A 25,686-nucleotide genomic window follows, 5' to 3' on the forward strand; every position below is an offset into this window, starting at 1 on the left:
CAATTAAAATTGTAAAATTATCAAATGACTTGAGTACACCGCGTAATTGGAAACCATTCGTTAAAAAGACAGTTAAAGGTACCTTTTCCTTCCGCAATTTGTTCAGATACGTATCCTGTACATTTGTTGAATTAGCCATTACAAACTCCTCCTCTATCTCTGCTACTAATACCTATTCGATAAACAATCAATCATTCCTTCTACTTTTTGAAAAATATTTTCAAATGTATCCATATAGTAATCTGGGTCAATATTGTACCAATAGACATCAGGGATTTTATTGCGATAATACGTCAACTGTCGTTTAGCAAACCGCCTCGTATTTCGCTTAATGAGTCGGATAGCTTCTTCTTTTGAATATTCATCTTCAAAGAAAGGAATCCATTCTTTATAACCAATACCTTGCATTGGTTGAACGTCTCCACCATAACGTGAATATAATTCCCGAACCTCTTCAATTAAGCCTTGTTCAACCAATTGATCGACACGCTTATTAATTCGTTCGTATAACGTTTCTCGTTCCATATTTAAACCGATGATGATCGGTTGGTATGCTGACCCTTCCTTCTGGTTACTTTCGATTTCGGATAAAGTTTGACCAGATGTCGCATAAACCTCTAGCGCACGAATGACTCTTCTAATATTATGCGGATGAACTTTCTCGGCTTGTATAGGGTCCACTTGTTTCAACTTCTCATAATATGGCTCAATTCCATTTATTTTGATTTCTTGAAGGGCTTTTTCAACATAATCAGAATCCCGCTTGACATCTGAAAATTGAAAATCAAATAAAGCAGAATGGACGTAAAAGCCTGTACCACCTACAATTAAAGGTTGCTTTGACCTTTGGGTTAGTTCCTGTACTTTGTCATATAGATCTGACTTAAATTCAGCAGCAGAGTATTCATCGAGAGGATCTAAATGGTCGATTAAATGATGTGGAATGCCATCTGCTTCATCTTCCGTTACTTTAGCTGAACCGATATCAAAGCCTTTAAAAAACTGCATCGAATCCGCATTTATAACTTCTCCATTTATGCGTTTGCTTAATTCAATCCCTAGTTTTGTTTTTCCAACAGCTGTCGGTCCAATAATACTGATTACAATTGGTTGATCCATGATAAACTCCTCAGGTTACATAATTCGTTTAAACATGCGTTGTAATTCATATTCACTAAAATGAATCACAATCGGTCTACCATGCGGACATGTAAATGGGTCATGGCAAGTCCGGAGCTCACTCAATAAGTATTCCATTTCTTGATGATTCAAATAGTGGTTTGCTTTAATGGAACGTTTACAAGACATTAAAATTGCCGCTTCTTCTCTAATTTTTTCAATATCAATCGAACGGTTTTGAATTAAATCTTCAACCATATCTCGAATGATTTGTTCCTCTTCGCCATTTGGGAACCAACTTGGATAAGATCTTACAATATAACTATAATCTCCAAATGGTTCCAAAAATAAACCTACCCGTTCGAATGCCTCTTTATGTTCTTCGATGATAATAGCCTCTTTACCTGTGAACTCAAATGAAATCGGTACGGATAATGCCTGAACTTCATTCGGCGGATCACCAAGCTTCTTCTTAAAAAACTCATATTTGATCCGTTCTTGTGCTGCATGTTGATCAATCATATAAAGCCCTTTTTCATTCTGAGCTAAAATATAAGTGCCATGCAGTTGACCGATTGGATACATAAGAGGCATGCGTTCCGTTTCTTCATCTAGTTCTTCACTCTCTGATCCTATATCGTTAGGATAAGGTGGTTTCTGACCATTTTCTACTGGATGATTGTCAGCATCATCAAAGTGACTCGTAAAAGATTCCTGTATATGAAAACCATGGCCAATATCCTCTAACTGTTCTTTCTCATCATGTGTTTTATCTTGGCGTGTCATCGGATCAAATGATAATGTTGTTTGTGTCGATTTAGGCTTTTCCTTTTTAGCACCTGATGGAATTAATCGTTGTTTATGTAGGACATCATAAATCGACTGCTTCACCACATCAAATAATTCTTTTTCCTTACTAAAACGGACCTCGGTTTTTGCTGGATGAACGTTGACATCGACTAAGTATGGATCCATTTCAATTTGCAATATAACAATGGGATAGCGTCCAATTGGTAGAAAGGTATGGTACCCATCAAAAATCGCTTTGTTAATGACAGGATTTTTTATAAAACGCCCATTAACAATAAGCGAAATAAAATTGCGATTGGATCGCGTCACTTCAGGTTTACAGATATAACCCGAAACCTTATAATCTAATGAATCATCTTCTAGTTGCAACATATTTTGGGCTATCTTTTTGCCATAGATTTGTTGAATCACCTGCAGTAAATTCCCGTTACCCGGCGAAAAAAAGATTCGTTTACCGTTGTGATAACATTCAAAACGAATATCAGGATGGGATAAAGCCATTTTATTGATCGTATCTGTCACGTGCCCAAGCTCAGTATGAATCGTTTTTAAATATTTTAAACGAGCAGGTGTATTATAAAATAGATTCTCGACTATAATTTCTGTCCCTTTTCGTTTCGTGTGCTTTTGCTTGTCTTTAATGTCGCCCCCATGTACGACCAACTCATTTCCGGATTGGTCACCTGTTGATGTTCTTAATGTTAATTGGCTAACGGATGAAATACTAGCGAGCGCCTCGCCTCTAAACCCTAGCGTTTTGACCCGAAACAAATCAAATTCATCTTCTATTTTACTCGTCGCATGGCGGAAGAAGGCCGTCTCACAATCATCAGGGTCAATGCCATCACCATCATCAATAATTTTAATTGAGCGAAGCCCCGCTTCTTCAAGTTCAATTTTAATCCACTGACTATTCGCATCTACACTATTTTCTAAAAGCTCTTTAACAACAGATGCTGGACGTTCTACAACTTCCCCGGCTGCTATTTTATTTGATAATTCATCTGGTAATTGAACGATTTTACCCATTGATTATCCCCCTTTAGTCCAGCTTTTTCTTAATTTCATATAGAAGGTTCATCGCGTCCATTGGTGTCATATTCAGTAAATCGCAATCTTTTATTTGGGTTAATACCTCGATATCTTTCGTTAATTGGATGTCACGTTGCTCTTCAAAAAGTGTTAATTGTTCTTCTGTAGATTCTTGCTCGCGTATCGAACTCGTAGCTTCAAATGTTTCTAATAAGTAGTTAGCTCGGCTAATAATGTCATCCGGTAGATTTGCCAGCTTAGCTACGTGGACACCATAGCTTTTATCTGCCTTACCTGGTTTTATGTTGTGTAAAAACACGACTTCTCCTTCGTGTTCGTCAACCTCAACATGGACATTTTTTAAATGCGTCAATGAATCTTCTAATGAGGTTAATTCATGATAGTGGGTGGAGAATAACGTCTTAGCGCCAATATGATGGTGTATATATTCAACGATTGATTGGGCTAAAGCCATGCCATCGTACGTACTTGTCCCTCGACCAATTTCATCAAATAAAATTAGACTATTTTCAGTAGCGTTTTGAACCGCATGCTCAGCTTCTAACATTTCCACCATAAAAGTACTTTGTCCAGAAACTAAGTCATCGGCTGCACCAATACGGGTGAAAATTTGATCAAATACCGGTAATTGAGCTGCTTTAGCTGGGACAAAGCATCCGATTTGAGCCATAATCACAATTAAACCGAGCTGTCTCATATATGTACTTTTACCCGCCATGTTTGGTCCAGTGATGAGAAGTATATCTGTTTCTTCATCTAAGTTAAAATGATTCGGTACAAACTCTTCTTGCATTACTTTTTCGACCACTGGGTGCCGTGCATCTTCTATTTGAACGACATGTCTGTTAGCCATTTCAGGTTGAACATAATTATTTTCTTCACTAATAATCGCAAAGCTTAATAAAACATCAATTTGACTGATTTTTTCTGCCAATAGTTGAAGTGCCGGAATGTACGCTTTCATTTTCTCTCTAATATCGATAAACAGATTGTATTCTAATGCCATGCTTTGATCATTGGCTTCTAAAATTAAGCGTTCCTTTTCTATCAATTCTGGTGTGATAAATCGCTCGGCATTCGTTAAGGTTTGTTTTCGTTCATAACGCGATAAATCTACATTCGCAAGATTAGCTTTCGTTACCTCAATATAGTAGCCGAATACTTTGTTATAACCGACCTTTAGTGATTTTACTCCGGTTTTTTCTCGTTCTTCTGCCTCTAAATTCGCTACCCATTGTCTACCGTTACGTGATGCTTCACGGTATTGGTCTAATTTTTCATGATAGCCATCTTTAATAATACCGCCTTCCATAATCGATATCGGTGGCTCTTCCGCGATTCCTTCTTCTAATAATTGATAGATTTCTTCATACGGCTTTAAATCAGGTAATAAGGCTTGAATCGATGGATGATCAATCGTTTCGATAATCCGTTTAATGTTTGGCAGACTACTTAGCGAACGTTTTAGCTGTAATAAATCACGAGCATTAACATTTCCATATGAAATACGACCCGCTAGACGCTCAATGTCGTAAATATCCTTTAATGCCTCTTTTAGTTCGTCCCGTTCAAAAAAGTGATCGATCAAAGCCTGTACCTGCTTGTGTCGCTCTTCAATACTTAATTTAGATAGTAATGGGCGGTCTAACCATTTTTTAAGACGTCTCGCCCCCATCGCGGTAGATGTTTTATCTAAAACGGTTAATAAGGTTCCTTTCCTACTTTGGTCGCGAATGGATTCCATTAACTCTAAGTTTCGCTTAGAATACAAGTCAAGTTTCATATATTGTGTGAGTTCAATATATTGGACTTGTTGGATGTGAGATAAGAAACGCTTTTGTGAATGATAGATATATTGAAACACACGACCAAAACCACGTATTAGCCGTTTGTCCGTTAGATTGCCGAGTAAATATTGATAATCTTCCATAACGTCTTCCCCGTCTTCGATTGAAATCGTCACATTTAAGTAGTGAGACAGCTGTTCTTTTGCTTCAGAATCAAAAGCCTCAGGAATGACAATTTCTTTAACAGGGCGATTATATAACTCACTTAAAACATCTTTAAACTCGTTTTCAATTAAACTAACAAAGCTCTCGCCCGTAGATAAATCAATATAAGCAATCACATAATCTTGTTGAATAGGCGTAATCGAAGCGATGAAGTTATTTTCGTCTTCTGTTAGCATGCTTCCTTCCATTATTGTCCCAGGTGTTATAACTTGTACAACTTCACGTTTCACAACACCTTTAGCTACTTTAGGATCCTCAACCTGTTCACAGATTGCTACTTTATAGCCTTTTTCAATTAATGTTTTAATATATCGCTCAGCTGAATGGTATGGGACGCCGCACATCGGAATTTTTTCTTTTCCGCCATCACGTTGTGTCAGCGTAATTTCTAATTCTTTTGATGCTTTTAAGGCATCATCGAAAAATAATTCATAAAAGTCACCGAGTCGGAAAAATAAAAATACATCTTGGTTGGCTTGTTTAATCTGTATATATTGTTCCATCATTGGCGTGTATTTAGCCATGTATGTAATCCCCCAATTATCCTGTATCTCATCGTCATTATAGCATAGATAACCATTATTTTTCATAAGCAGATGATCATTCATCGTGATAAGGCAAAAGAAAAAAGGCTGAAAATTTTCAGCCCTTCTTCTAATCTTTTTCATCGACTTCAATCTCTTGAAATTCTGCTTCGAGTTCATCAAAGTCCACATCATCTTCATCGAAACCATTTGGCTCAACTTTTGCCCATACTTTTGTTTCTCCAATGATGTCAACGACAAATTCGCGCTCTAGCTCAACTTTGATTCTACCATTATCATCAATCGTGCATTCAAGCGTATTAGGTTGTTGAGTTGCACGAGCTACCACGTCAAATTTGTTAGAGATACATTTTTCATCCTTCATGACGACAGGTACTTTATCGACATATTGTTTTCTTTCAGTCACAACTTCTGTCTTGGTATTGTCATTATATGAGTACCATACGTTGATGTCATATGCTCCTGACACCTCTACAACATTCCCTTTTTTCTTCGCTTCATATTGATGGTTAATCACCCAGCACCCTAATATGCTTGTTGATTTATGATTAGGTGAAACCATATGAAGTGTTTCGGTAAATTTTTTACCTTTACCACAAACCGCTTTCGTAATAATTTCGCGATAATCGCGGTCGAACATGCCTAATCCTCCTCCTTTATTAGCCATTTTATTTTATGCGAATTAGGTATTTGTTGTGATTCAATGCCGCGATGATTTATGTTTTATACTCATTCATATGTCAATGCCCATAAATGTGTTAATAAAGAAGGTTATATTTATAAAAATGATGTGATGAGCTGAATTTATTCAGAAAAAGCCCCATGGTATACCCATGGGACTTCGTTAATGTTATTGATATCGTTTCACTTTTGAGCCGGTTTCACCTTTTAACACGTCTCCACCGGTGGAGCGGATAATTTCATCCGTGACTTCATTAGCAATCGTATTCGTAATTCGTTGTAAGATATCGTTAACCACAACCTGTGAATCTTTAAATTCTTGTACAATCGGAATTGCATCTAACTCCTGTTGGAACCGATCTAATTCTTCCTCTACTCGTTTTAAAGCTTCGCCCTTACCGTAATGCTGTAAATTAACAGCTTGTTTTTGGAGAGCTTTAATTTTTGTAATATAGCTTTGCACCTTATTATTATCATTTATTTTGGCTTCAAGTTGCTTAAAACGTTCTATTTCATCAATATTAGCTAGTTTTTTAGCTAAGTCTTTTGCTTCTGCTACAATTTGTTGTCGTGTATATTCAGCCATTTAAATCACCTCTGCTGGCTCTGTGACAGCTTCATCGACCATTTTGCCGTCTAATGTCCATGTTTTTGTATCTGTAATTTTAACATTCACAATATCACCAATGACTGATTTCGGTCCGACGAAGTTAACAAGCTTACCTCTTTCAGTATAGCCTGCAAGTTTTTCTTCATTGTTTTTACTTGTACCTTCTACTAAGACCTTAACCGTTTTGCCTTGGTATTGTTCCATTGCCTTTTTAGAATAGTCGTTAACCACTTTATTTAATCGCTGAAGACGTTCTTTCTTAACATCCATAGATACGTTATCCTCAATGCGGGCAGCTGGTGTACCGTCACGTGGTGAGAAAATAAATGTATAGGCGCCTTCAAAACCAACTTCATGGTATAACGTTAATGTCTCTTCAAATTGCTCATCAGTTTCATTTGGGAAACCTACAATGATATCTGTTGTTAACGCAGCATTTGGAATTTGTTCTTTAATTTTTCGAACTAATTCTAAATAGCTTTCACGTGTGTAACGACGTGCCATAACTCGTAATACTTCAGAGCTACCAGACTGAACCGGTAAATGAATGTATGGCATAAGGTTGCCGCCTTTTGCTAAGACTTCGATTAAACGATCATCAAAGTCTCTAGGGTGTGAAGTCGTAAACTTAACACGTGGAATATCAATTTTACGAATTTCATCCATTAGGTCACCTAAGCCGTAATCAATATCTAAGTCTTTACCGTAAGCATTGACGTTTTGGCCTAATAATGTAACTTCTTTATACCCTTTTGCCGCTAAATGACGGATTTCTTGAATAATATCTTCAGGGCGACGACTACGTTCTTTACCACGCGTGTATGGCACGATGCAGTATGTACAGAACTTGTCGCAACCGTACATAATATTAACCCATGCTTTTATGCGACCTTCACGACGTTTTGGTAGGTTCTCAATAATGTCGCCTTCTTTAGACCAAACTTCTACGACCATCTCTTTACTCATAAGTGCGTTGTAAACGAGATTTGGTAGTCGGTGAATATTATGTGTACCGAAGATTAAGTCAACATATTGATATTTCTTCAATATTTTATTAACAACCGACTCTTCCTGCGACATACAACCACAAACCCCAATAATTAAGTCAGGGTTTTCACGCTTAAGAGCTTTTAAATGACCGATTTCACCGAACACTTTATTTTCCGCGTTTTCACGAATCGCACACGTGTTTAACAGAATAATGTCAGCTTCCTTTTGATCGATTGTCGATTCATAGCCCATTTCGGATAAAATACCAGACATAACTTCTGTATCGTGTTCGTTCATCTGACAGCCATAAGTACGGATTAAAAATTTCTTACCTTTACCTAAGCCTTGCATTTGCTCTGGAATTTCAAAATCATCGTGGTATTGAACTTCTTTTCGCAAACGCTTTTTAGCTTTTTTCATATTTGGTGGTTCATAGGTTGCTTCAAAGTATTTTACAAAATCATCAGAAGATTTCTTTTTCAAACGCTCCAAGTTACCCTGGTCGGATTTTACGTCCGCTGGATCAACTTGCTTAATTTGGCTCTGCTCTTTCCGTTGCTCTTCGTTCATTTATTTAAACTCCTTTCATACAAAATAAAAAACACATGTATACATTATTACAGTATAAATCCTATCCATGATTTTAACAATACAAGACAACGGATTACAAAGATTTCACCTCTAAATGTCATCGTTCATACACATTTAAAGAACAAAAGCTCAAGCACCCGTTTAGCGACGTATGGACTGGACTGAGTCGCAGGAGATAAAGGAAACACGACGAGGATACGAGTCGATGTTGACTTATCATACGGAGGCGAGGGAAGTCTCACTAGTCGCTGGGCGCTGGAGCTGGATGTGACTAACGAGTAAAATTAAATGTCAACATACCAACAATTTTTAATTTCATAGGCATTAATAAAAAAACGTCCAAACCTATATGCTAAAAGTTTGAACGTATACATTCATGATTGTTCCCTATCTTGGTTCAACAATGAGTTTAATGGCCGTTCTTTCTTCTTGGTCAATCATGATATCTGTAAATGCTGGAATACAAATTAAGTCAACACCACTAGGAGCAACAAATCCTCTTGCAATCGCTACTGCTTTAACAGCTTGGTTTAGCGCACCCGCACCAATTGCTTGAATTTCTGCCGATCCGCGTTCTCTTAAAACGTTCGCTAACGCTCCAGCTACAGAGTTTGGATTTGACTTTGCTGAAACTTTTAATATTTCCATTACTAGTTCCTCCTTAATTGACTATTATGATTTTCATAACTAATTTATTCAGCATTCTATTGTTCTATTCCTTTTATTATGAACTAGTTTTCCGAAAAATTCAAATATTCAATAAGGTTTATTCAAAATTTATATGATCCGGATTAATTAAAATACGTTTAATACTCTTAGTTTTACCCGTTTTATCATCAACTGAAACGGTTATACCACTTAAAACAGTTCGTTCAGTTTCAGGAATTTCAAATTTAACAGGTAATCCGGTCTTAAATTTTCGAATAATGGAATCCTTCTCCATTCCTAAAATACTATCATAGGCACCTGTCATCCCAACATCTGTAATATAACCAGTTCCATTAGATAAAATACGTTCATCAGAAGTTTGGATATGAGTATGGGTACCTACTACCGCTGTAACTTTACCGTCTAAATACCACCCCATCGCCTGCTTCTCACTCGTCGTTTCGGCATGAAAATCAACAAAAATGATATCCGTTTTTTTCTTTGCATTTTTAATTAAATAATCAATGACTTGAAATGGATCATCTAAAGGGTTCATGAAGGTACGGCCTTGAAGATTAATAACAGCAACTGTTATCTGATTTACATTAACAAATTGCATGCCTATACCAGGTGTCCCTTTTGGATAATTTGCGGGCCTTACTAGTTTTTCAGCATCATCAATAAAATCAAAGATTTCTTTTTTATCCCAAGCGTGATTACCTAACGTTATGATATCTGCACCCAATTCTAAGAATTGGTGATAAAACTTCTTCGTTAACCCTTTTCCGTGCGCTGCGTTTTCACCATTTACAATTGTTAGATCAGCACGATGCTGTTCTTTAAGTTGATGGATGTGCTGCTCTAAAGCAACCCGCCCTGGTTTACCTACAATATCACCTATAAATAGAATATTCATACTTTGTTTCCTTCCTAATTATGAATTTACTTAAATCGTTACATAAACTCATTTTGAAGTCAAAATAAAAACGGCCTACTATTGGCCGTTTTTATTTCGCATATTCAACTGCTCTTGTTTCACGAATGACTGTCACTTTAATATGTCCTGGATAGTCTAGTCCATCTTCTATTTTCTTACGAATATCTCTTGCTAATTGTGTCGCCTTTGCATCATCAATGTCATCAGGTCGAACCATGATACGAACTTCACGTCCTGCCTGAATCGCAAATGATTTTTCAACACCTTCATAAGTATCAGCAATTTCTTCAAGCTTTTCAAGACGTTTAATATAGTTTTCAAGTGACTCACTTCTAGCACCTGGTCGAGCAGCTGAAAGGGCATCCGCTGCAGCAACTAGTACGGATATAATACTAGTTGGTTCTTCATCACCATGGTGTGAGGCTATCGCATTAATAACAACCTCATGCTCTTTGTACTTTTGTGCTAATTCCTTACCGATTTCAACGTGACTACCTTCAACTTCATGGTCGACTGCTTTACCGATATCGTGTAATAAGCCAGCACGTCTTGCTAAGTTCTCATCTTCACCAAGTTCGCCTGCTAATAATCCGGATAGGTAGGCTACTTCTAACGAGTGTTTTAAAACATTTTGACCGTAACTCGTGCGATATTTTAATCGACCGATAATTTTGATTAAGTCTGGATGAATGCCATGTGATCCAATATCAAATGTCGCTTCTTCACCAACTTCGCGAATATACTCATCAACTTCACGACGAGATTTTTCAACCATTTCTTCAATTCTAGCTGGGTGAATACGTCCATCTTGCACAAGATTCTCTAAAGCTATTCTTGCAATCTCTCGACGGATTGGATCAAAACCAGATAAAATAACGGCCTCTGGAGTATCATCTATGATGAGATCAATACCAGTTAACGTCTCTAACGTACGGATATTACGACCTTCTCTACCGATAATACGACCCTTCATTTCGTCATTCGGTAAATTAACTACTGATACGGTAGTTTCAGACACATGCTCAGCTGCACAACGCTGTATCGCAAGTGATAATACGTGTTTCGCTTTCTTATCTGCTTCTTCTTTCGCACGATTTTCTGCTTCTTTAATCATAAGAGCCGTTTCGTGCTCCATTTCTTTTTCAACACGATCAATAATCACCTGTTTTGCTTGATCTGTTGTCAAGCCTGAAATGCGTTCAAGTTCAGCTTGCTGTGACTCTAATAACTCATCCACTTTGCTTTCGGTTTCATTTAGTTGTTGTTGTTTTTCATTCAACGATTCCTCTTTCTTTTCCAACATTAGCTCACGTTTATCTAATGTTTCACTTTTTCGATCAAGCGTTTCTTCTCTTTGTAAGAGTCGATTTTCTTGTTTTTGAGCTTCAGTTCGTCTTTCTCTCAACTCGTTTTCTTGCTCTTGACGTAATCGATGATTTTCATCCTTCGCTTCTAAAAGAGCTTCACGCTTTGCCGACTCTGCATTTCTTCTACCTTCTTCGACAATCTGTTTTGCAAGTTCTTCTGCGCTGGAGATCTTTGCTTCAGCGATCGATTTTCGAATCATATAACCAACAACAATACCGACAACTGCGAGCAAAATGGAGATGAGTATTGCCGTAGGATCCATACCTTCACCTCCTCTTGCTATTCCAAATTTCTTTTTCTTTCATTCATTTCAGTCGGTAATGTACAATCATTCATTTCATCATTTTTATAAGCAAAAATGAAAATTATACAATTTAATTTTAAGCTTGTCTATACCTCATGTCAAGGAATGGTCACACTATTTCAGTGTTTGCCAGTTATTCTGTCCAAAAAATATGTGAAACTTTTCATGCTTATGCCCTTTTATTTGACAAATTCTTTTCACATATTAAAAAACTCTCTCAGCTAACGACTATTAACTGAGAGAATCAATATAGCAATATTAATCTAATTCTAGTTCCTCTTGCCCCTCTGCAACTTCCTCTGCATCCTCATCAATATTAAAGTGTGAGCGGATCTCACCATTAACCTTTTCATACACATCGGGATTATCTTTTAAGAATTGCTTAGCATTTTCTCGACCTTGACCAAGCTTCTCACCTTCATAAGAGAACCAGGCTCCACTTTTCTGTATAATATCTAAGTCTGCACCAACATCTATTAATTCGCCTTCTTTAGAAATACCTTCTCCATACATGATGTCCACCTCGGCTTTTTTGAACGGAGGTGCGACTTTGTTCTTCACAACTTTAATTCTTGTTTTATTACCTACCATATCATTACCTTGCTTTAATGTTTCAGCACGACGGACTTCAAGTCGAACTGAAGAATAGAATTTCAATGCACGCCCACCAGGTGTCGTTTCTGGATTACCGAACATAACCCCAACTTTTTCACGAATTTGGTTAATAAAAACAGCAGTTGATTTTGATTTATTAATCGCACCCGATAGCTTACGAAGTGCTTGGGACATTAAACGTGCCTGTAAACCGACATGTGAGTCTCCCATTTCACCTTCAATCTCTGCTTTTGGAACTAAGGCAGCTACTGAGTCAACAACAATAATATCGACTGCTCCACTTCTAACAAGGGCTTCGGCAATCTCCAATGCTTGTTCTCCCGTATCCGGCTGTGAAAGTAATAACTCATCAATATCAACACCTAGTTTTCTAGCATAAACAGGATCAAGAGCATGCTCTGCATCGATAAACGCAGCTTGACCACCCTGCTTTTGTGCCTCTGCAATCGCATGCAGTGCAACAGTCGTTTTACCAGAAGATTCAGGACCATATATTTCAACCACACGTCCACGTGGATAACCACCTACTCCTAATGCAACATCTAATGATAATGAACCACTAGAAACGGTTGATACGGTCTGTCCTTCCTGTTCACCGAGCTTCATAATAGAGCCTTTACCAAATTGCTTTTCTATTTGCTTTAGGGCCATATCTAACGCTTGTTTTCGATCACTCATTATAAAAAATCCCCCTTCGACTTAAGTACTTCTATCATACTATGATTTTATCACTTTGCCAACAAAAAAGCGAATATTTGTTCTGTTTATATGTGATGGAAAATGCGTTTTTCCCTAAAGGAAAAATCAATTTCCTCCTAGAGAAAAACTTTTTTTCTTATCAATTAAAATTTTTTATAAAACGAATTAAATGTTTAATTCCTTCAGTTACAGCTTCTTCACGGATAGCATTTCGATTTCCTTTTAACTGAACCCGTCTGACAATTGTTTGGTTTAGGTTACTTATACCGATAAAAACCGTTCCCGGTGGATAACCATTCACCGGTTCTGTTCCTGCTATACCAGTAAAGCTAATCGCGATATCACTCTGCAATTGTTTTCTTGTATGTTCGGCCATGGCATCCGCACATGGCTCACTTACAGCACCGTATTCTCGTAAAATATGTTCAGGTACTCCAACGGCGTGTTGCTTTACCTTATTTGTGTAGGAAACAATCGAGCCATTAAAAATAGATGAAGCGCCATCATGCTGAATAATGGTTGAGGCGAATAATCCACCTGTCACACTCTCACATGATGACAATGTTAGCTGCTTTTCCTTTAATAATTGCATTAAACCAACCTCTAAAGAGATTTGTCCATAGCCGACGAAATATGAGCCGACACGATTTAAAATGGATTCTTCCAAATCACTTATTAATTGCTCGCCTTCGTCCCTCGTAATAGCTCTTGCCGTTATACGTAGGGTTACATAACCATTTCCCGCAAGAGGAGCAATCGTTGGGTTCGTTTGGGCTCGAATAATATCTTGTAATTCAGTCTCAAGTGCAGATTCTCCAATACCTTGAAAGCTCAACACCCGACTATAAAGTTGTTTTGTTAATAGCCCTTCATCTTTTAAATAAGGTAAAATCTGCTCATCAATAATCCATTTCATTTCCTTAGGAACTCCTGGTAAGAAGAACCACGAAGCACCCTCATGTTTCATATGTAATCCTGGCGCCATACCAACCTCATTTTCGAAAACACGTCCACTAGGAAAACATTGAGCCTGTTTTCGGTTGTTTTCAGTCATAATCTGTTGACGACGTTTGAAAAAAGATTCAATCTTATTTAAGGTTGGCTGATGTATGTCTAGTTCACAATTAAATAGTTTGGCTGCTACTTCTTTTGTTAAGTCATCATCAGTCGGGCCTAATCCACCTGTTACAAAAATGATATTGGACCTTTCTTGTGCCTTTTCAAACACAGAAAAAAGGCGATTAAAATTATCGCCTACAGTCTGTTTATAATACACGTTAATTCCAGCTTCCGCTAATTTGTTCGATAACCAAGTTGAATTCGTATCATTGATTTGGCCAAGTAATAACTCGGTGCCAACTGTAATAATTTCACACTTTGTATCCTCAATCATTTAGAATCCCTCATAACATGCCAGTTTTTCACAAAGTAATCTAATCCGGAAATTACCGTAATAAGTGCCGCTAAATATAACAAAATCGTACCAATCGGTATGCTCATATAAGAAAACGGAAAGTGATGTAATAGTAAAAAACCTGCTGCTGCTATTTGTAAGGTCGTTTTTAATTTTCCCATTTGACCAGCTGCCAAAACAATGCCTTCGCCAGCTGCGACTAAACGTAATCCTGTCACGGCAAATTCACGACTGATAATAATGATGACAAGCCAAGCAGGTGCTAATCCGATCTCAACCAAACAGATTAAAGCAGCGGAGACTAATAACTTATCGGCTAATGGATCGAGAAACTTGCCTAGATTTGTAACAAGATTATATTTTCTGGCATAGCGTCCATCTACCCAGTCGGTTAACGATGCGACTAAAAACAATATAGCCGCCACCATATGGTGAACGGGTAATTCATATTCGCCAATCGAATAAGTACCCCAATCAAATGGTACCGCTAATAGTACAATAAATATTGGGATTAAACAGATGCGAGAAATCGTGATTTTGTTTGGTATATTCATTTGTAGACCTCCATTTAGTAAAGAAAACTCGTCGATTGACAAGCTTTTTTAGGCGAAGTCAGAGACGTAGTTGCGCTAATGCAGGTAAAATAATTTTTTTACTACCTGCCACGAAATAAATCCTTTGCGTTTAGCATTGCAAAGGATTCTATAATTATTCTGTCTTTAATTCTATTAAAATATCTTGAGAAATATACTGCCCGGTATCAAGGTTCGGTACCAACGTATATTCTAAGGTATTTCCATTCACTGTAATGGTTAAGTCTTGAGCCCGACCGATATTTAAAAGCACTTGACTCTCTTCAATACTATATTCTAAAGGAGAGTTACCGGTTTCAGCAAAGCCTGAAAAGTAATTAGTTTCTTTTTGACCTTGATTAGCACCATCTACATCTAACCAACTCTTACCGCTCGATTCAATTACAAGGTTTAAATGATCGGCGTTTGTTAATTGATAATGTGTCAATGCTTGATTTTCATCTGATGATACAACTTCTAAAGTCGGGACAGGCTCTTCCTCAGTTTCCTCAGACTCAGGTTCTTCGGGAGTCTCTTCCTGAGGTTCTTCTTCTGTGTTATTTTCCTCTTCATCTTCATCTGGTGCTGTTACAATATCGTTATTATTGGGTGACTCATCGTCTGACGAATTAGGCTCAAATAAACTAATGATGCCATAATAAATCCCAAAAGCAATCGCAATAACTAGAATAACCACTAATAACTTTGGTAAAAATTTAAAAATTGGACTGGATCCACTAGAAGCATGACGACTTGCTCGAGAAGGCGCCACATATTCATACTGGGTGTCAACCGTGGATGGTAATTCATTGGCATGTTCTTCTAACAGGGAGTCCCCATCTAAACCAACGACAGCTGCATACTCACGTATAAAAGCGCGCACGTAAAAACTGCCTGGAATTGAAGACCAGTCATTTTGTTCAATAGACTCTAAATACCTTTTCTGAATTTTAGTTTCATTTTTGATATCTTCAATCGCTAAATCCTTCTCTAATCTTGCTTCTCTTAGCTTTTCACCTAATTCCATTCATAACACCGTCCAATTTTAAAAATCAAACATTGAAAATCCATCTTCTTCATCAAACTGTGGTTGATTGATTTCCTCATACGTGATCTCTTCATCTACATTATTCCGTAATTCAATAATATAGTCAAAATCATCAAGTGAATACTCGGTGTGTTGTACGAAAACATCTGGGTGTTCAACGACTTTCACAGCTGGTAGCTGCATCACTTCTCTTATAACCTGCCAATGTTCCTCATTCGACCTTTTAACAGATACAATGCCATCAACAATATATAAATTATCATTGTGGTATTCATGTTTAATCAGTTTACTTCTTATGGTTTGCTTCAATAATGTACTCGATAAGAAAAGCCATCTCTTATTTGCACATACGCTAGCTGCCACTACAGATTCTGTCTTACCGACACGTGGCATTCCACGTATTCCAATTAATACGTGACCATCTTTATTAAATAATTCAGCCATAAAATCAACTAAAATACCTAATTCATCACGTACAAATCGAAATGTCTTTTTATCATCCGTATCACTTTTTATGTATCTGCCGTGCATAACGGCTAATTTATCCCTTAATTTTGGGCGACGTATTTTTTTAACCTGAATGGTTCCCATCGTATCCAAGATTGTAATCAATCGCTTCATCTGTCGGTCTTCTTTGCATAATAATAACATGACACGATGATCATCTTCGACACCGTTAATCATGATAATGTTAATCGACAGCATACCTAGCAATGATGAAATGTCGCCTAACAAACCTGGTCGGTTATAAAGAATTTTATATTCTAAATACCAGTCCTTGCGCTCATCCATCGTTTTTTGCCCTCCAACCAAGTTCTATTATACGCATCAGCCAAAATATGATGTTATTTATATCATAAATTATTTTTCGCTATAATAAAAGGATGTTTGTCATATTTTACATAGAAAAGTTTAATTTTGTAAAGAAAACTTGCCGAGTGGCGAGCCTTAAGGCTAAGACAGAGGCCTAATTGCCCTTATACTTTTATCCTTTAAAGAAATTAATCTTTCTTAAAAGTGTAAAGAAAATCCCGAAAGATGTTTGACACCTTTCGGGAGTTGGTTTTAACGATTGCCCTCATTTTGTACTAATTTTACCATTAAACCTGCAATCGCGTGGCGCTCATCCTCAGAAGCCACATTCCATAAATCACGTAGAATCGCTTCCTCATCATTTTTGGCATCAACTTGAGACGCTAAGTGTTCACCAACTTCATAAGCGAGTTGATTAATCGTCTCATTCGGTACGCCACTGTCTTGAGCTTGATTTAATCGGTCACTCAGGAAATTCTTCCATTGGTCAAAATTATCTAACACGGACATGATTCATCCTCCTTTACTTACTTTCAATTCTTATTTTTAACGGTAGATGAAACATTATACATTCTTTTTAAAGCTGGCCACCGTTCACCCTAAACACTTGTCCGTGAACGTATTGATTATCATGAGAACAAAGAAATCGGACTGAATTTGCTACGTCCTTAGCTGTTCCAATACGTTTAAGCGGAATAGATTCTACGAATGCATCCCGATCTTCAGGCTCAAGCACATCATTCATGTGTGTATCAATTAAGCCAGGACTAACCGCATTTACAAGTACACCTGATGAACCAATTTCTTTGGCTAAAGCTTTCATAAACGAGAGTTGGGCTCCTTTCATCGTAGAATAAACCACTTCATGGCTTGCACCAACCTCTCCCCAAATCGACGATATAATAACGATTTTGCCGTTTCTTTGTTGAATCATTTCTGGTAAAAATGCCTTTGATATTAGCATGGTCGATTTGACATGAGTATGATATAGTTCATCCATTTTATACGGATCTGTATCCTGTAGTAATTGATAATAGGCTTGACCTTGAGCAAAGATGATAATGTCGATATTAAATGGAATCGAATCAATCAAATTCTGAATACCTTTTTCATGTGACAGATCCGCTTGCGCTGTCATTAACACTTGATCTGAAGCTAATACATTTACAAGATTGTGTATTGTGTTTTCATTTTTAAAATAATGTAAAACAAAATGATAAGGTGAATTCGCTAATTCGCAAACGACTTCGGAGCCTATTTCCCCACTTGCACCTATAACTAACACGGTTTCTCTTCGTTCCAAATCTTACTCATCCTCTGGTAAGATCATAAACATGGTCATTCGATCTTCATCGATCCATTCATCTACAATCTGACTAACTTCATCAAGGGTTATCCGTTCAAGCACGTCAAATACATCACGGTAATCAATCCCTAAATGATGAAAGTGAATAAACGTATTAGCCGTTCCTTCTAATTCGTTAAACTCTCGAATGAGTTCACCATATTTTTTATTCCTTGCACGTTCAAAGTCATCCTGATCGATGTTCCCAGTTTTAATTGACATAAACATTTCTTTTACCCGTTCGCCAAATTGTTCAGGTTTCGTCGTACTTCCACCTATAGCGGTAAATCCAAATGACTCCTCTAGATATAATTCAATTCGTAGTTTATCAATAACTAAACCTTGTTGATAAAGCTCTTCATAATAAGATCCACTCTTTGAGAAATAAAGATCTAAAATCATATCACGTACGAGCTCGTTTTTCAGTATATGATCCTTATCTAATTGGTCTTGCTTTTCTTTAACCGCGACCATACATTTTGGTGTACTGACGGGCATCTTAATTTTTTCAACCGATTTATAGACCGTATCCTTTTCATCACCATAAAAACGATCTATACCATTTGGTTTTTCAAATGATTTTTGTTGTTGGTTTTCGCGAATTAAATTTGCCATGCTGTCTAAATCAAAGTTTCCAACAACAAATATGGACATGTTAGATGGATGATAGAACGTTTCATAGCACGTATAAAGGTCCTCATGTGTAATTTTATAGATAGAGTCAACCGTCCCAGCTATATCAATTCGAACTGGATGATTCTCATATAGTGAACCAATTGTTCCAAAAAACAAACGCCAATCCGCTTGATCATCGTACATTTTGATTTCTTGTTCAATAATACCTTTTTCCTTTTCTACCGTTTGTTCAGTGAAATAAGGATCCTGAACAAAATTAAGTAACGTTTCAACGTTGTCTTCCTCAGAGTTTGTACTCGAAAAAAGATAAGCTGTTTGTGTAAAAGATGTAAAGGCGTTGGCTGAAGCACCACGCTCTGAAAAATATTGAAATACATCACCATCTTCTTTTTCAAACATTTTGTGCTCTAAAAAATGAGCAATACCATCCGGAACCGTTACCTTATCGGTTTTCCCAAGAGGCGTGAATGTTTGATCAATCGAACCATACTTCGTTGCAAAAATAGTAAATGTTTTCTCGACCTCTTTCTTCGGATATAGAAAAACATCTAAACCATTATCTAATTTTTCGTGATACATCGTTTCATTAACGCGAGGGATTTCAATTTTATTCACTTGCCTCACCTCCGTCTTCAGCAGTTAAGAAATAAACGGTGTCTAATTCAACTCGATTAGCAACACGAACGACGTCTTCTTTCGTTATGCTTTCAATTTCTTCTAGCATATCTTGCGTATCAACACGATGATCTGCGATGACTTGTTGATAGAAGAATTCAACCATACCACCAGCACGATCAATGTTTTCTTTTATTTGGTGTATAATGGCCTTTTTGGTTTGATCGATTTCTTCATCTGTGATGTTACCCGCTTTCATATCTTCATGTTGCTGGATGATGATTTCTCTTGCTTGATCATATTTATCAGGCGCAATACCACTAAAAACTAACATTAAACCTTTATTACTTTCAATTCGCGATGCTGCATAATAAGCTAAGGAATGCTTCTCTCGCACATTTAAAAATAGCTTAGAATGTGGAAAACCACCAAATATCCCGTTAAACAGCTGTAAAGCAGGGTAATCTTGGTCGCTGTAAGTTATACCTGTTCTATAGCCCATGTGCAATTTCGCTTGTTGGACTTTCTGCTTTTCCGTCACATCCTCAACCTCATTCACTTGCTTCGGTTCTGAACGGAAAATCTCTGTTTTTGGCTGGCGATTGAATGTAAAGACATCTTCAATCACCTGTTTAACTTGATCTTGTTCAAAATCACCAACGAAAAAGATATCTAATGCATCTTCATTGATCATTTGTTCATATGTTTCATATAAGCTTTGTGCATCAATTTGATCCATGTCTTCTAAGTAGCCATGTGCATGGACGCTGTATTTTTCATCCTTACACATCTCATCAATTAAACGCATATTGGCATATTGCATTTTTTCATCAACGATTGATTTAATTTTATTGGTCAACGTCTCTTTTTCTTTGTCTACGACATTCTCATCAAAAGCCCGATTTTCAACATTGGGATTGGCTGCCACATCATACAAAAAGGTTAAGCAGTCTTTAACGAGGTTATGAGCATTAGGGATAAACTTGTCATTAGGAAAATCAAGCACAAATGTGATGACGTGATTTTCACCTTTTTTACCTGAGTTAATCGAAAATTTTGAGCCATAAAGCGCATCTAACTTTAAGCGTAATTCCTTCTCTGTTGGATATGTCTTAGTCCCTTTTTGCAAAACAAACGGCAATAGTGCACGCTTTGTTATCGATTCTCGATCTAATGGTTTTGCAAATTTTAAAGCGACTAAGTTTGTTTTAAATTTTTTTGTCTCAATTAAATGTAAATGATATTCATCTTGTTTGTATTCACGATTGGTGAGCTTTTGCATAATTTACCTCCTTCACCTACTTTATCTTATATTCTACCCTAAATAACCAATCAATACGAAAAATCCCCCTTTAAGGTTTGTCAAAAACCTAAAGGGGAATTGTATTATCTGGAACCTTTAATAAAAGGTGTACCTAAAGCTTTTGGTGATTCAGCACGACCAACTAAACCAACTAAAGCTAAAATCGTTAATACATAAGGTGCGATTTGTAAGTAAACAGAAGGAATATTTTCTAATAACGGAATACCACTACCGATTACACTGAGACTTTGGGCCACACCAAAGAAAATCGCAGCTCCTAATGCACCTAATGGGTGCCATTTTCCGAATACAACAGCAGCTAAGGCGATAAAGCCTTGTCCACTTATCGTTCCGTGTGAGAAATTTTGAGCAAAGGTTAATGCGAATACAGAGCCACCGATTCCACCGAAAAATCCAGAAAGCATGACGGCAATGTAGCGCATTTTATTAACATTTATACCGACTGTGTCCGCCGCAATTGGGTGTTCACCAACGGAACGCAGACGTAAGCCAAACGGTGTTTTAAAAATAACGTACCAAACGACAAAGGCTAGGATAACAGCTAACCAGTTCGTGTAATATGTTCCTTCAAAAAAGATAGGACCAATAAACGGAATATCACTTAATAACGGAATGTCCGTTGAATTAAGTGGTGCATCAACCATATCGGTTTGACCTTTTCCATAAATTTGTTTAATTAGAAACAACCCAACTCCTAATGCTAGAAAGTTAATCGCGACACCTGTTACCACTTGATCGGCTCTAAATGTTACGGTTGCAATAGCATGTAAGGATGCAAAGAGAGCACTTACAATCGCTGCTACTAATATCGAAATCCAAGGGGTTAGTAATTTACCGGTACTCCCGAAGTTTTCCATCATGAACGGAGCTAATTCTAAGTTAACGACAATTCCGACAAATGCCCCCATGACCATTAAACCTTCTAGACCGATGTTAATAATACCTGATCGTTCACTTAGTACACCGCCTAATGCTGTAAAAATAAGAGGGGCAGCAAATAAAAACGCTGACGGTATAATCTCTTGAAGTACACTCATTTATTTCCCCTCCTTACTACTTATATTAGAAAGCTTATGCTTTAACTTGTGATACATCGATATAATTTGCTCTCTAAATAGAATAATCATATAACTTGCTGCAACAAAGAAAATGATTAGGGCTGTGATAATATCGACTAATTCATGGGGTACACCAGCACTTGTTGGCATATTGAGTGCGCCATTCTTTAACACACCAAATAAACCAGAGGCTAATATAACGCCAATAGCTGTATTTCCACCTAGTAATGCAATCGCAATACCATCAAATCCAATATTCGTAAACGAGTTCTGTAATGACATATAACCGAAAGTACCGAGTCCTTCCATTGCGCCTGCTAACCCAGCAAACCCGCCTGAAATCACCATGGACATAATAATGCTACGTTTAACACTCATCCCGGCATATTTAGACGCATCACGATTAAAACCAACTGCTTTCAATTCAAAGCCATACTTTGTCTTTTCGATAAAATACCAATAAAATAAGGCTGAAAAGATAGCTAATATTATACCAAAGTGTATATTAGAAAATTCCATAAGCTCCGTTAACCAGGCTGATTTCAGTGAAGCTGATTCTGCGATGTAATCAGTGCGTTCACCTTGATCTGTGAGTACATTACGGATTATCGCATTCGTTGAATAAAGGGCGATATAATTCATCATAATCGTAATAATAACTTCATGAACTTGATATTTTGCTTTTAAATAACCTGGAACAAACCCCCATAATCCACCGGCAACAGCTGCTGCTAAAATCGCTAATGGTAAATGGATAAAAGCAGGAAGCGAAAATGCAGTACCTACCCAAACAGCCGCTAACCAGCCTACAAAGACTTGTCCTTCAACTCCAATATTTAATAAACCCGATCGGAAAGCAAAGGCTACGGCTAATCCAGATAATATATACGGCGTCATTAAACGAATCGTTTCACCAGTAAAATAGGGATTTTCAAACGCTCCATTCCACAAAGCAATATAACCTTGTATCGGATTATAACCAAATAAAAGCATGATAATCGCACCGGCTAAAAGACCAAAGCCTATGGCAACCAGAGGTATCCATGTACCTTTTAATTTTTGTAAAATCATTGTGGTTCACCAACTTTCTGCCGCTGACTACCAGCCATCAACAGACCTAATTCTTGATCATCTGTTTCATCTGGTTCCACGTTAGCCACGATTTTACCTTCATAAATAACGGCAATACGATCACTTAAATTCATAACTTCATCTAATTCAAAAGAAACAAGTAACACAGCTCGTCCTTTATCACGTTCTTCGATTAACTTTTTATGAATAAATTCAATCGCCCCAACATCTAATCCACGTGTCGGTTGAGCAGCAATGAGTAAATCAGGAGAACGATCAACCTCACGACCAATAATAGCTTTTTGTTGGTTGCCGCCCGATAGCGAGCGAGCCATTGTTAATGAATTTGGTGTACGGACGTCGTATTCCTCAATAATTCGTTCAGCGTAATTATAAATTTCATTAAAGTTTAATCGGCCATACGTTGTAAAAGGTGGTTGATAATAAGTCTGTAAAACCATGTTTTCACCAATCGAGTAATCAAGTACAAGTCCATATTTATGACGATCCTGTGGTATATGAGCTACACCATGCTCATAGATTTTCCGTGGTTTCATATTTGTAATAGATTGATTATTTAATAGAATTTCACCGTCTTCTGATGGCCTTAGACCCGTAATGGCTTCGACTAATTCCGATTGACCATTTCCATCAACACCAGCGATACCAACAATTTCTCCTTGTTTTACTTGAAGGTCAAGTCCTCTAACCATATCAACATCGCGGTTATCTTTGGCAACAAGGTTCTTAATATCTAATACAACATCTTTTGGAGCTGCTGGTTGCTTTTCAGTTTTAAAGCTTACTTCGCGTCCGACCATCATGGAGGCAAGTTCGTTTGTGGATGTTTCATTAACATTAACAGTGCCTATGCCTTCACCACGACGTATAACTGTACAACGATCAGCCACAGCCATAATTTCATTTAATTTATGTGTAATTAAAATAATTGATTTTCCCTCTTCAACGAGTGATTTCATGATGCTAATGAGTTCATCAATCTCTTGAGGTGTTAAAACAGCTGTTGGTTCGTCAAGAATTAAAATGTCAGCTTTCCGATATAGCATTTTTAAAATCTCTACGCGTTGTTGCATCCCAACTGAAATATCACGGACTAAAGCTTTCGGATCAACTTTAAGGCCATATTGATCAGAAATTCTTTGGACTTCTTTTTCTGCCTCGGCAATATCAACTTTCAAACCTTTTTTTGGTTCAGATCCTAATACTATATTTTCTGTGACGGTAAACGTATCCACTAACATAAAATGTTGGTGAACCATACCAATTCCTAAGTCATTTGCTATATTTGGGCTTGTTATATTTACATCCTGACCTTGGACACGGATTTGCCCGCGTTCAGGCTGATAGATTCCAAATAGCACATTCATCAAGGTTGATTTTCCGGCACCATTCTCACCTAATAACGCGTGAATCTCACCTTTTTTTACCTGTAAATTAATATTGTTATTAGCGACAATACCTGGGAATTCTTTTCTAATATCTAGCATTTCTATAACATAGTCCATATTCTCACCCCTTACTCATCTAATTGAAAATTACTCAAATGAAACGTATATTTATATCAAATTATGTAACCGTTTTTAATAACAAAAAATATAGAAAAGGCTAGATAGACTAGCCTTTTCTTTCAGACAAATATGAAATCTACCTGTCTATCTCTTATAAATTGTTTAGAAATTCTTCTAGTTCATCGTGTGTTGATGGAATATCTAATTCCCCATCGATAATTTTTTGTTCCCATTCACTAACGGCTGTTGCGATTTCTTCAGTGTAAGCTTCTTCATTAGTATCAGCAACGCTTACACCTTCATCTGATAAACCATATTCAATGTTTTCGCCGCCTGGAAAGTCTCCCTCCATCATACGTTCTGCAACGTCTTGTACCGCAATGTCAACTCGTTTAACCATTGACGTAAACGTCACATTATAATCTGTACCGTCTACTGTAACAGTGCCTTCATCATATTGGTCACGGTCAACTCCGATTACCCAAACATATGATTCAGGATCGTTTGTTTTAATATCTTTTGCTTCACTGAAGACACCATTTCCAGCGCCACCAGCAGCATGATAAATAATATCTACACCACTGTTGTACATACTATTAGCGATTTGACGACCTTTACCGGCATCGTCAAAGCTTTCCGCATAACGCACGTCTACCTCAATTGATGGATCAATAGATTTAACACCTGCTTCAAAACCAACTTCAAATTTGTTAATGAGTGGGCTATCAACACCACCAACAAATCCTACTTGATTAGATTCAGTTTTAAGTGCAGCCGCTACACCAACTAAGAATGAACCTTGATGTTCTTTAAACGTGATACTCGTAAGATTATCCATTTCCGATGCTACTTCGTCTACTAAAGCATAGTTCGTATCAGGGTTTTGCCCAGCTACTTTTTCGATTGCCTCAGTTAACTTATAACCAATACCATATACAAGTTCATAGTCTTGACCTGTTAAACGGTTAAGGTTTGGTTCATAGTCAGCGTCTTGAGTAGATTGAGCGTAGTCATAATGCTCATCCTCTTCTAAGCAATACTCCTCACCATAAGCTTGTAATCCTTCCCAAGCTGATTGGTTAAAGGATTTATCATCTACACCACCAACGTCAGTAACCATTGCAACGTTAATCGCATCGTCTGATGGTTCACAGTTTTTCTCTTCACCACTGTCTCCATCTGCGTTTCCTTCATCTGAAGTTCCACATGCAGCTAGAATCAACGTAAATGATAGGAATAAAGTTACTAGAAAATTACGCTTTTTCACCTAAGATTCCCC

General features: G+C 37.3%; 23 protein-coding genes. All 23 read right to left on the reverse strand.

What is annotated here, in order from left to right:
* Nucleotides 1-139, reverse strand: a 139-nt coding sequence (hfq, locus tag BLP77_RS02770; protein ID WP_093855975.1) for an RNA chaperone Hfq, incomplete at its 3' end; no start/stop codon positions are given.
* 26 nt (nucleotides 140-165) lie between these two features.
* Nucleotides 166-1,119: a tRNA (adenosine(37)-N6)-dimethylallyltransferase MiaA gene (gene miaA / locus BLP77_RS02775; RefSeq protein ID WP_093855597.1), complete on the reverse strand. Its 954-nt coding sequence runs from the start codon at nucleotides 1,117-1,119 to the stop codon at nucleotides 166-168.
* A gap of 15 nt (nucleotides 1,120-1,134) precedes the next feature.
* Nucleotides 1,135-2,958: a DNA mismatch repair endonuclease MutL gene (gene mutL, locus BLP77_RS02780; RefSeq protein ID WP_093855598.1), complete on the reverse strand. Its 1,824-nt coding sequence runs from the start codon at nucleotides 2,956-2,958 to the stop codon at nucleotides 1,135-1,137.
* Between the two features lie 13 nt (nucleotides 2,959-2,971).
* Nucleotides 2,972-5,518 carry a DNA mismatch repair protein MutS gene (gene mutS / locus BLP77_RS02785; protein WP_093855976.1) on the reverse strand — a complete coding sequence of 849 codons (2,547 nt, stop codon included), beginning with the start codon at nucleotides 5,516-5,518 and terminating at the stop codon, nucleotides 2,972-2,974.
* A gap of 130 nt (nucleotides 5,519-5,648) precedes the next feature.
* The gene (gene cotE, locus BLP77_RS02790; protein ID WP_093855599.1) at nucleotides 5,649-6,179 is read right to left on the reverse strand and encodes an outer spore coat protein CotE; all 531 of its coding nucleotides are present in this window, start codon (nucleotides 6,177-6,179) and stop codon (nucleotides 5,649-5,651) included.
* A gap of 210 nt (nucleotides 6,180-6,389) precedes the next feature.
* On the reverse strand, nucleotides 6,390-6,806 hold the full coding sequence (locus tag BLP77_RS02795) for a YlbF/YmcA family competence regulator (RefSeq protein WP_093855600.1): 417 nt from the start codon (nucleotides 6,804-6,806) through the stop codon (nucleotides 6,390-6,392).
* Nucleotides 6,807-8,390 (reverse strand): tRNA (N6-isopentenyl adenosine(37)-C2)-methylthiotransferase MiaB, encoded by a 1,584-nt coding sequence (gene miaB / locus BLP77_RS02800; protein WP_093855601.1) that lies wholly within the window; start codon nucleotides 8,388-8,390, stop codon nucleotides 6,807-6,809.
* Nucleotides 8,391-8,798: 408 nt separating this feature from the next.
* Nucleotides 8,799-9,059, reverse strand: a complete 261-nt coding sequence (gene spoVS / locus BLP77_RS02805; RefSeq protein WP_093855602.1) for a stage V sporulation protein SpoVS — start codon at nucleotides 9,057-9,059, stop codon at nucleotides 8,799-8,801.
* Nucleotides 9,060-9,177: 118 nt separating this feature from the next.
* Nucleotides 9,178-9,975 carry a TIGR00282 family metallophosphoesterase gene (locus BLP77_RS02810; RefSeq protein WP_093855603.1) on the reverse strand — a complete coding sequence of 266 codons (798 nt, stop codon included), beginning with the start codon at nucleotides 9,973-9,975 and terminating at the stop codon, nucleotides 9,178-9,180.
* A 91-nt stretch (nucleotides 9,976-10,066) separates the two neighbouring features.
* On the reverse strand, nucleotides 10,067-11,626 hold the full coding sequence (gene rny, locus BLP77_RS02815) for a ribonuclease Y (protein WP_093855604.1): 1,560 nt from the start codon (nucleotides 11,624-11,626) through the stop codon (nucleotides 10,067-10,069).
* A 300-nt stretch (nucleotides 11,627-11,926) separates the two neighbouring features.
* The gene (recA, locus tag BLP77_RS02820; RefSeq protein ID WP_093855605.1) at nucleotides 11,927-12,961 is read right to left on the reverse strand and encodes a recombinase RecA; all 1,035 of its coding nucleotides are present in this window, start codon (nucleotides 12,959-12,961) and stop codon (nucleotides 11,927-11,929) included.
* 160 nt (nucleotides 12,962-13,121) lie between these two features.
* Nucleotides 13,122-14,375: a competence/damage-inducible protein A gene (locus BLP77_RS02825; RefSeq protein ID WP_093855606.1), complete on the reverse strand. Its 1,254-nt coding sequence runs from the start codon at nucleotides 14,373-14,375 to the stop codon at nucleotides 13,122-13,124.
* Entirely contained in the window at nucleotides 14,372-14,950 is a 579-nt protein-coding gene (gene pgsA / locus BLP77_RS02830) for a CDP-diacylglycerol--glycerol-3-phosphate 3-phosphatidyltransferase (protein ID WP_093855607.1), read from the reverse strand. Before pgsA ends, BLP77_RS02825 begins: the two co-directional genes overlap by 4 nt.
* Before the next feature lie 154 nt (nucleotides 14,951-15,104).
* Entirely contained in the window at nucleotides 15,105-15,995 is an 891-nt protein-coding gene (locus BLP77_RS02835) for a helix-turn-helix domain-containing protein (RefSeq protein ID WP_093855608.1), read from the reverse strand.
* Between the two features lie 18 nt (nucleotides 15,996-16,013).
* The gene (locus BLP77_RS02840; protein ID WP_093855609.1) at nucleotides 16,014-16,808 is read right to left on the reverse strand and encodes a DUF3388 domain-containing protein; all 795 of its coding nucleotides are present in this window, start codon (nucleotides 16,806-16,808) and stop codon (nucleotides 16,014-16,016) included.
* A 273-nt stretch (nucleotides 16,809-17,081) separates the two neighbouring features.
* A complete protein-coding gene (locus tag BLP77_RS02845; protein WP_093855610.1) occupies nucleotides 17,082-17,339 on the reverse strand; it encodes a DUF3243 domain-containing protein in 258 nt (85 codons plus the stop codon).
* A 67-nt stretch (nucleotides 17,340-17,406) separates the two neighbouring features.
* Entirely contained in the window at nucleotides 17,407-18,132 is a 726-nt protein-coding gene (gene ymfI / locus BLP77_RS02850; RefSeq protein ID WP_093855611.1) for an elongation factor P 5-aminopentanone reductase, read from the reverse strand.
* Nucleotides 18,133-18,135: 3 nt separating this feature from the next.
* Nucleotides 18,136-19,425: an EF-P 5-aminopentanol modification-associated protein YfmH gene (yfmH, locus tag BLP77_RS02855; RefSeq protein WP_245686792.1), complete on the reverse strand. Its 1,290-nt coding sequence runs from the start codon at nucleotides 19,423-19,425 to the stop codon at nucleotides 18,136-18,138.
* On the reverse strand, nucleotides 19,418-20,707 hold the full coding sequence (gene yfmF / locus BLP77_RS02860) for an EF-P 5-aminopentanol modification-associated protein YfmF (protein ID WP_093855612.1): 1,290 nt from the start codon (nucleotides 20,705-20,707) through the stop codon (nucleotides 19,418-19,420). The genes yfmH and yfmF overlap by 8 nt, the downstream gene beginning before the upstream one ends.
* Nucleotides 20,708-20,811: 104 nt before the next feature.
* Nucleotides 20,812-21,786, reverse strand: coding sequence for an ABC transporter permease (locus BLP77_RS02865; RefSeq protein ID WP_093855613.1), 975 nt, complete (start codon nucleotides 21,784-21,786; stop codon nucleotides 20,812-20,814).
* On the reverse strand, nucleotides 21,787-22,878 hold the full coding sequence (locus BLP77_RS02870) for an ABC transporter permease (protein WP_281180285.1): 1,092 nt from the start codon (nucleotides 22,876-22,878) through the stop codon (nucleotides 21,787-21,789).
* Complete coding sequence (locus BLP77_RS02875) at nucleotides 22,875-24,404, reverse strand: ABC transporter ATP-binding protein (protein ID WP_093855614.1); 1,530 nt, start codon at nucleotides 24,402-24,404, stop codon at nucleotides 22,875-22,877. Before BLP77_RS02875 ends, BLP77_RS02870 begins: the two co-directional genes overlap by 4 nt.
* Nucleotides 24,405-24,558: 154 nt before the next feature.
* Complete coding sequence (locus BLP77_RS02880; RefSeq protein WP_093855615.1) at nucleotides 24,559-25,674, reverse strand: BMP family lipoprotein; 1,116 nt, start codon at nucleotides 25,672-25,674, stop codon at nucleotides 24,559-24,561.
* Nucleotides 25,675-25,686 lie beyond the last annotated feature (12 nt).

The organism is Tenuibacillus multivorans (assembly GCF_900103915.1).
GTDB lineage: Bacteria > Bacillota > Bacilli > Bacillales > Alkalibacillaceae > Tenuibacillus > Tenuibacillus multivorans.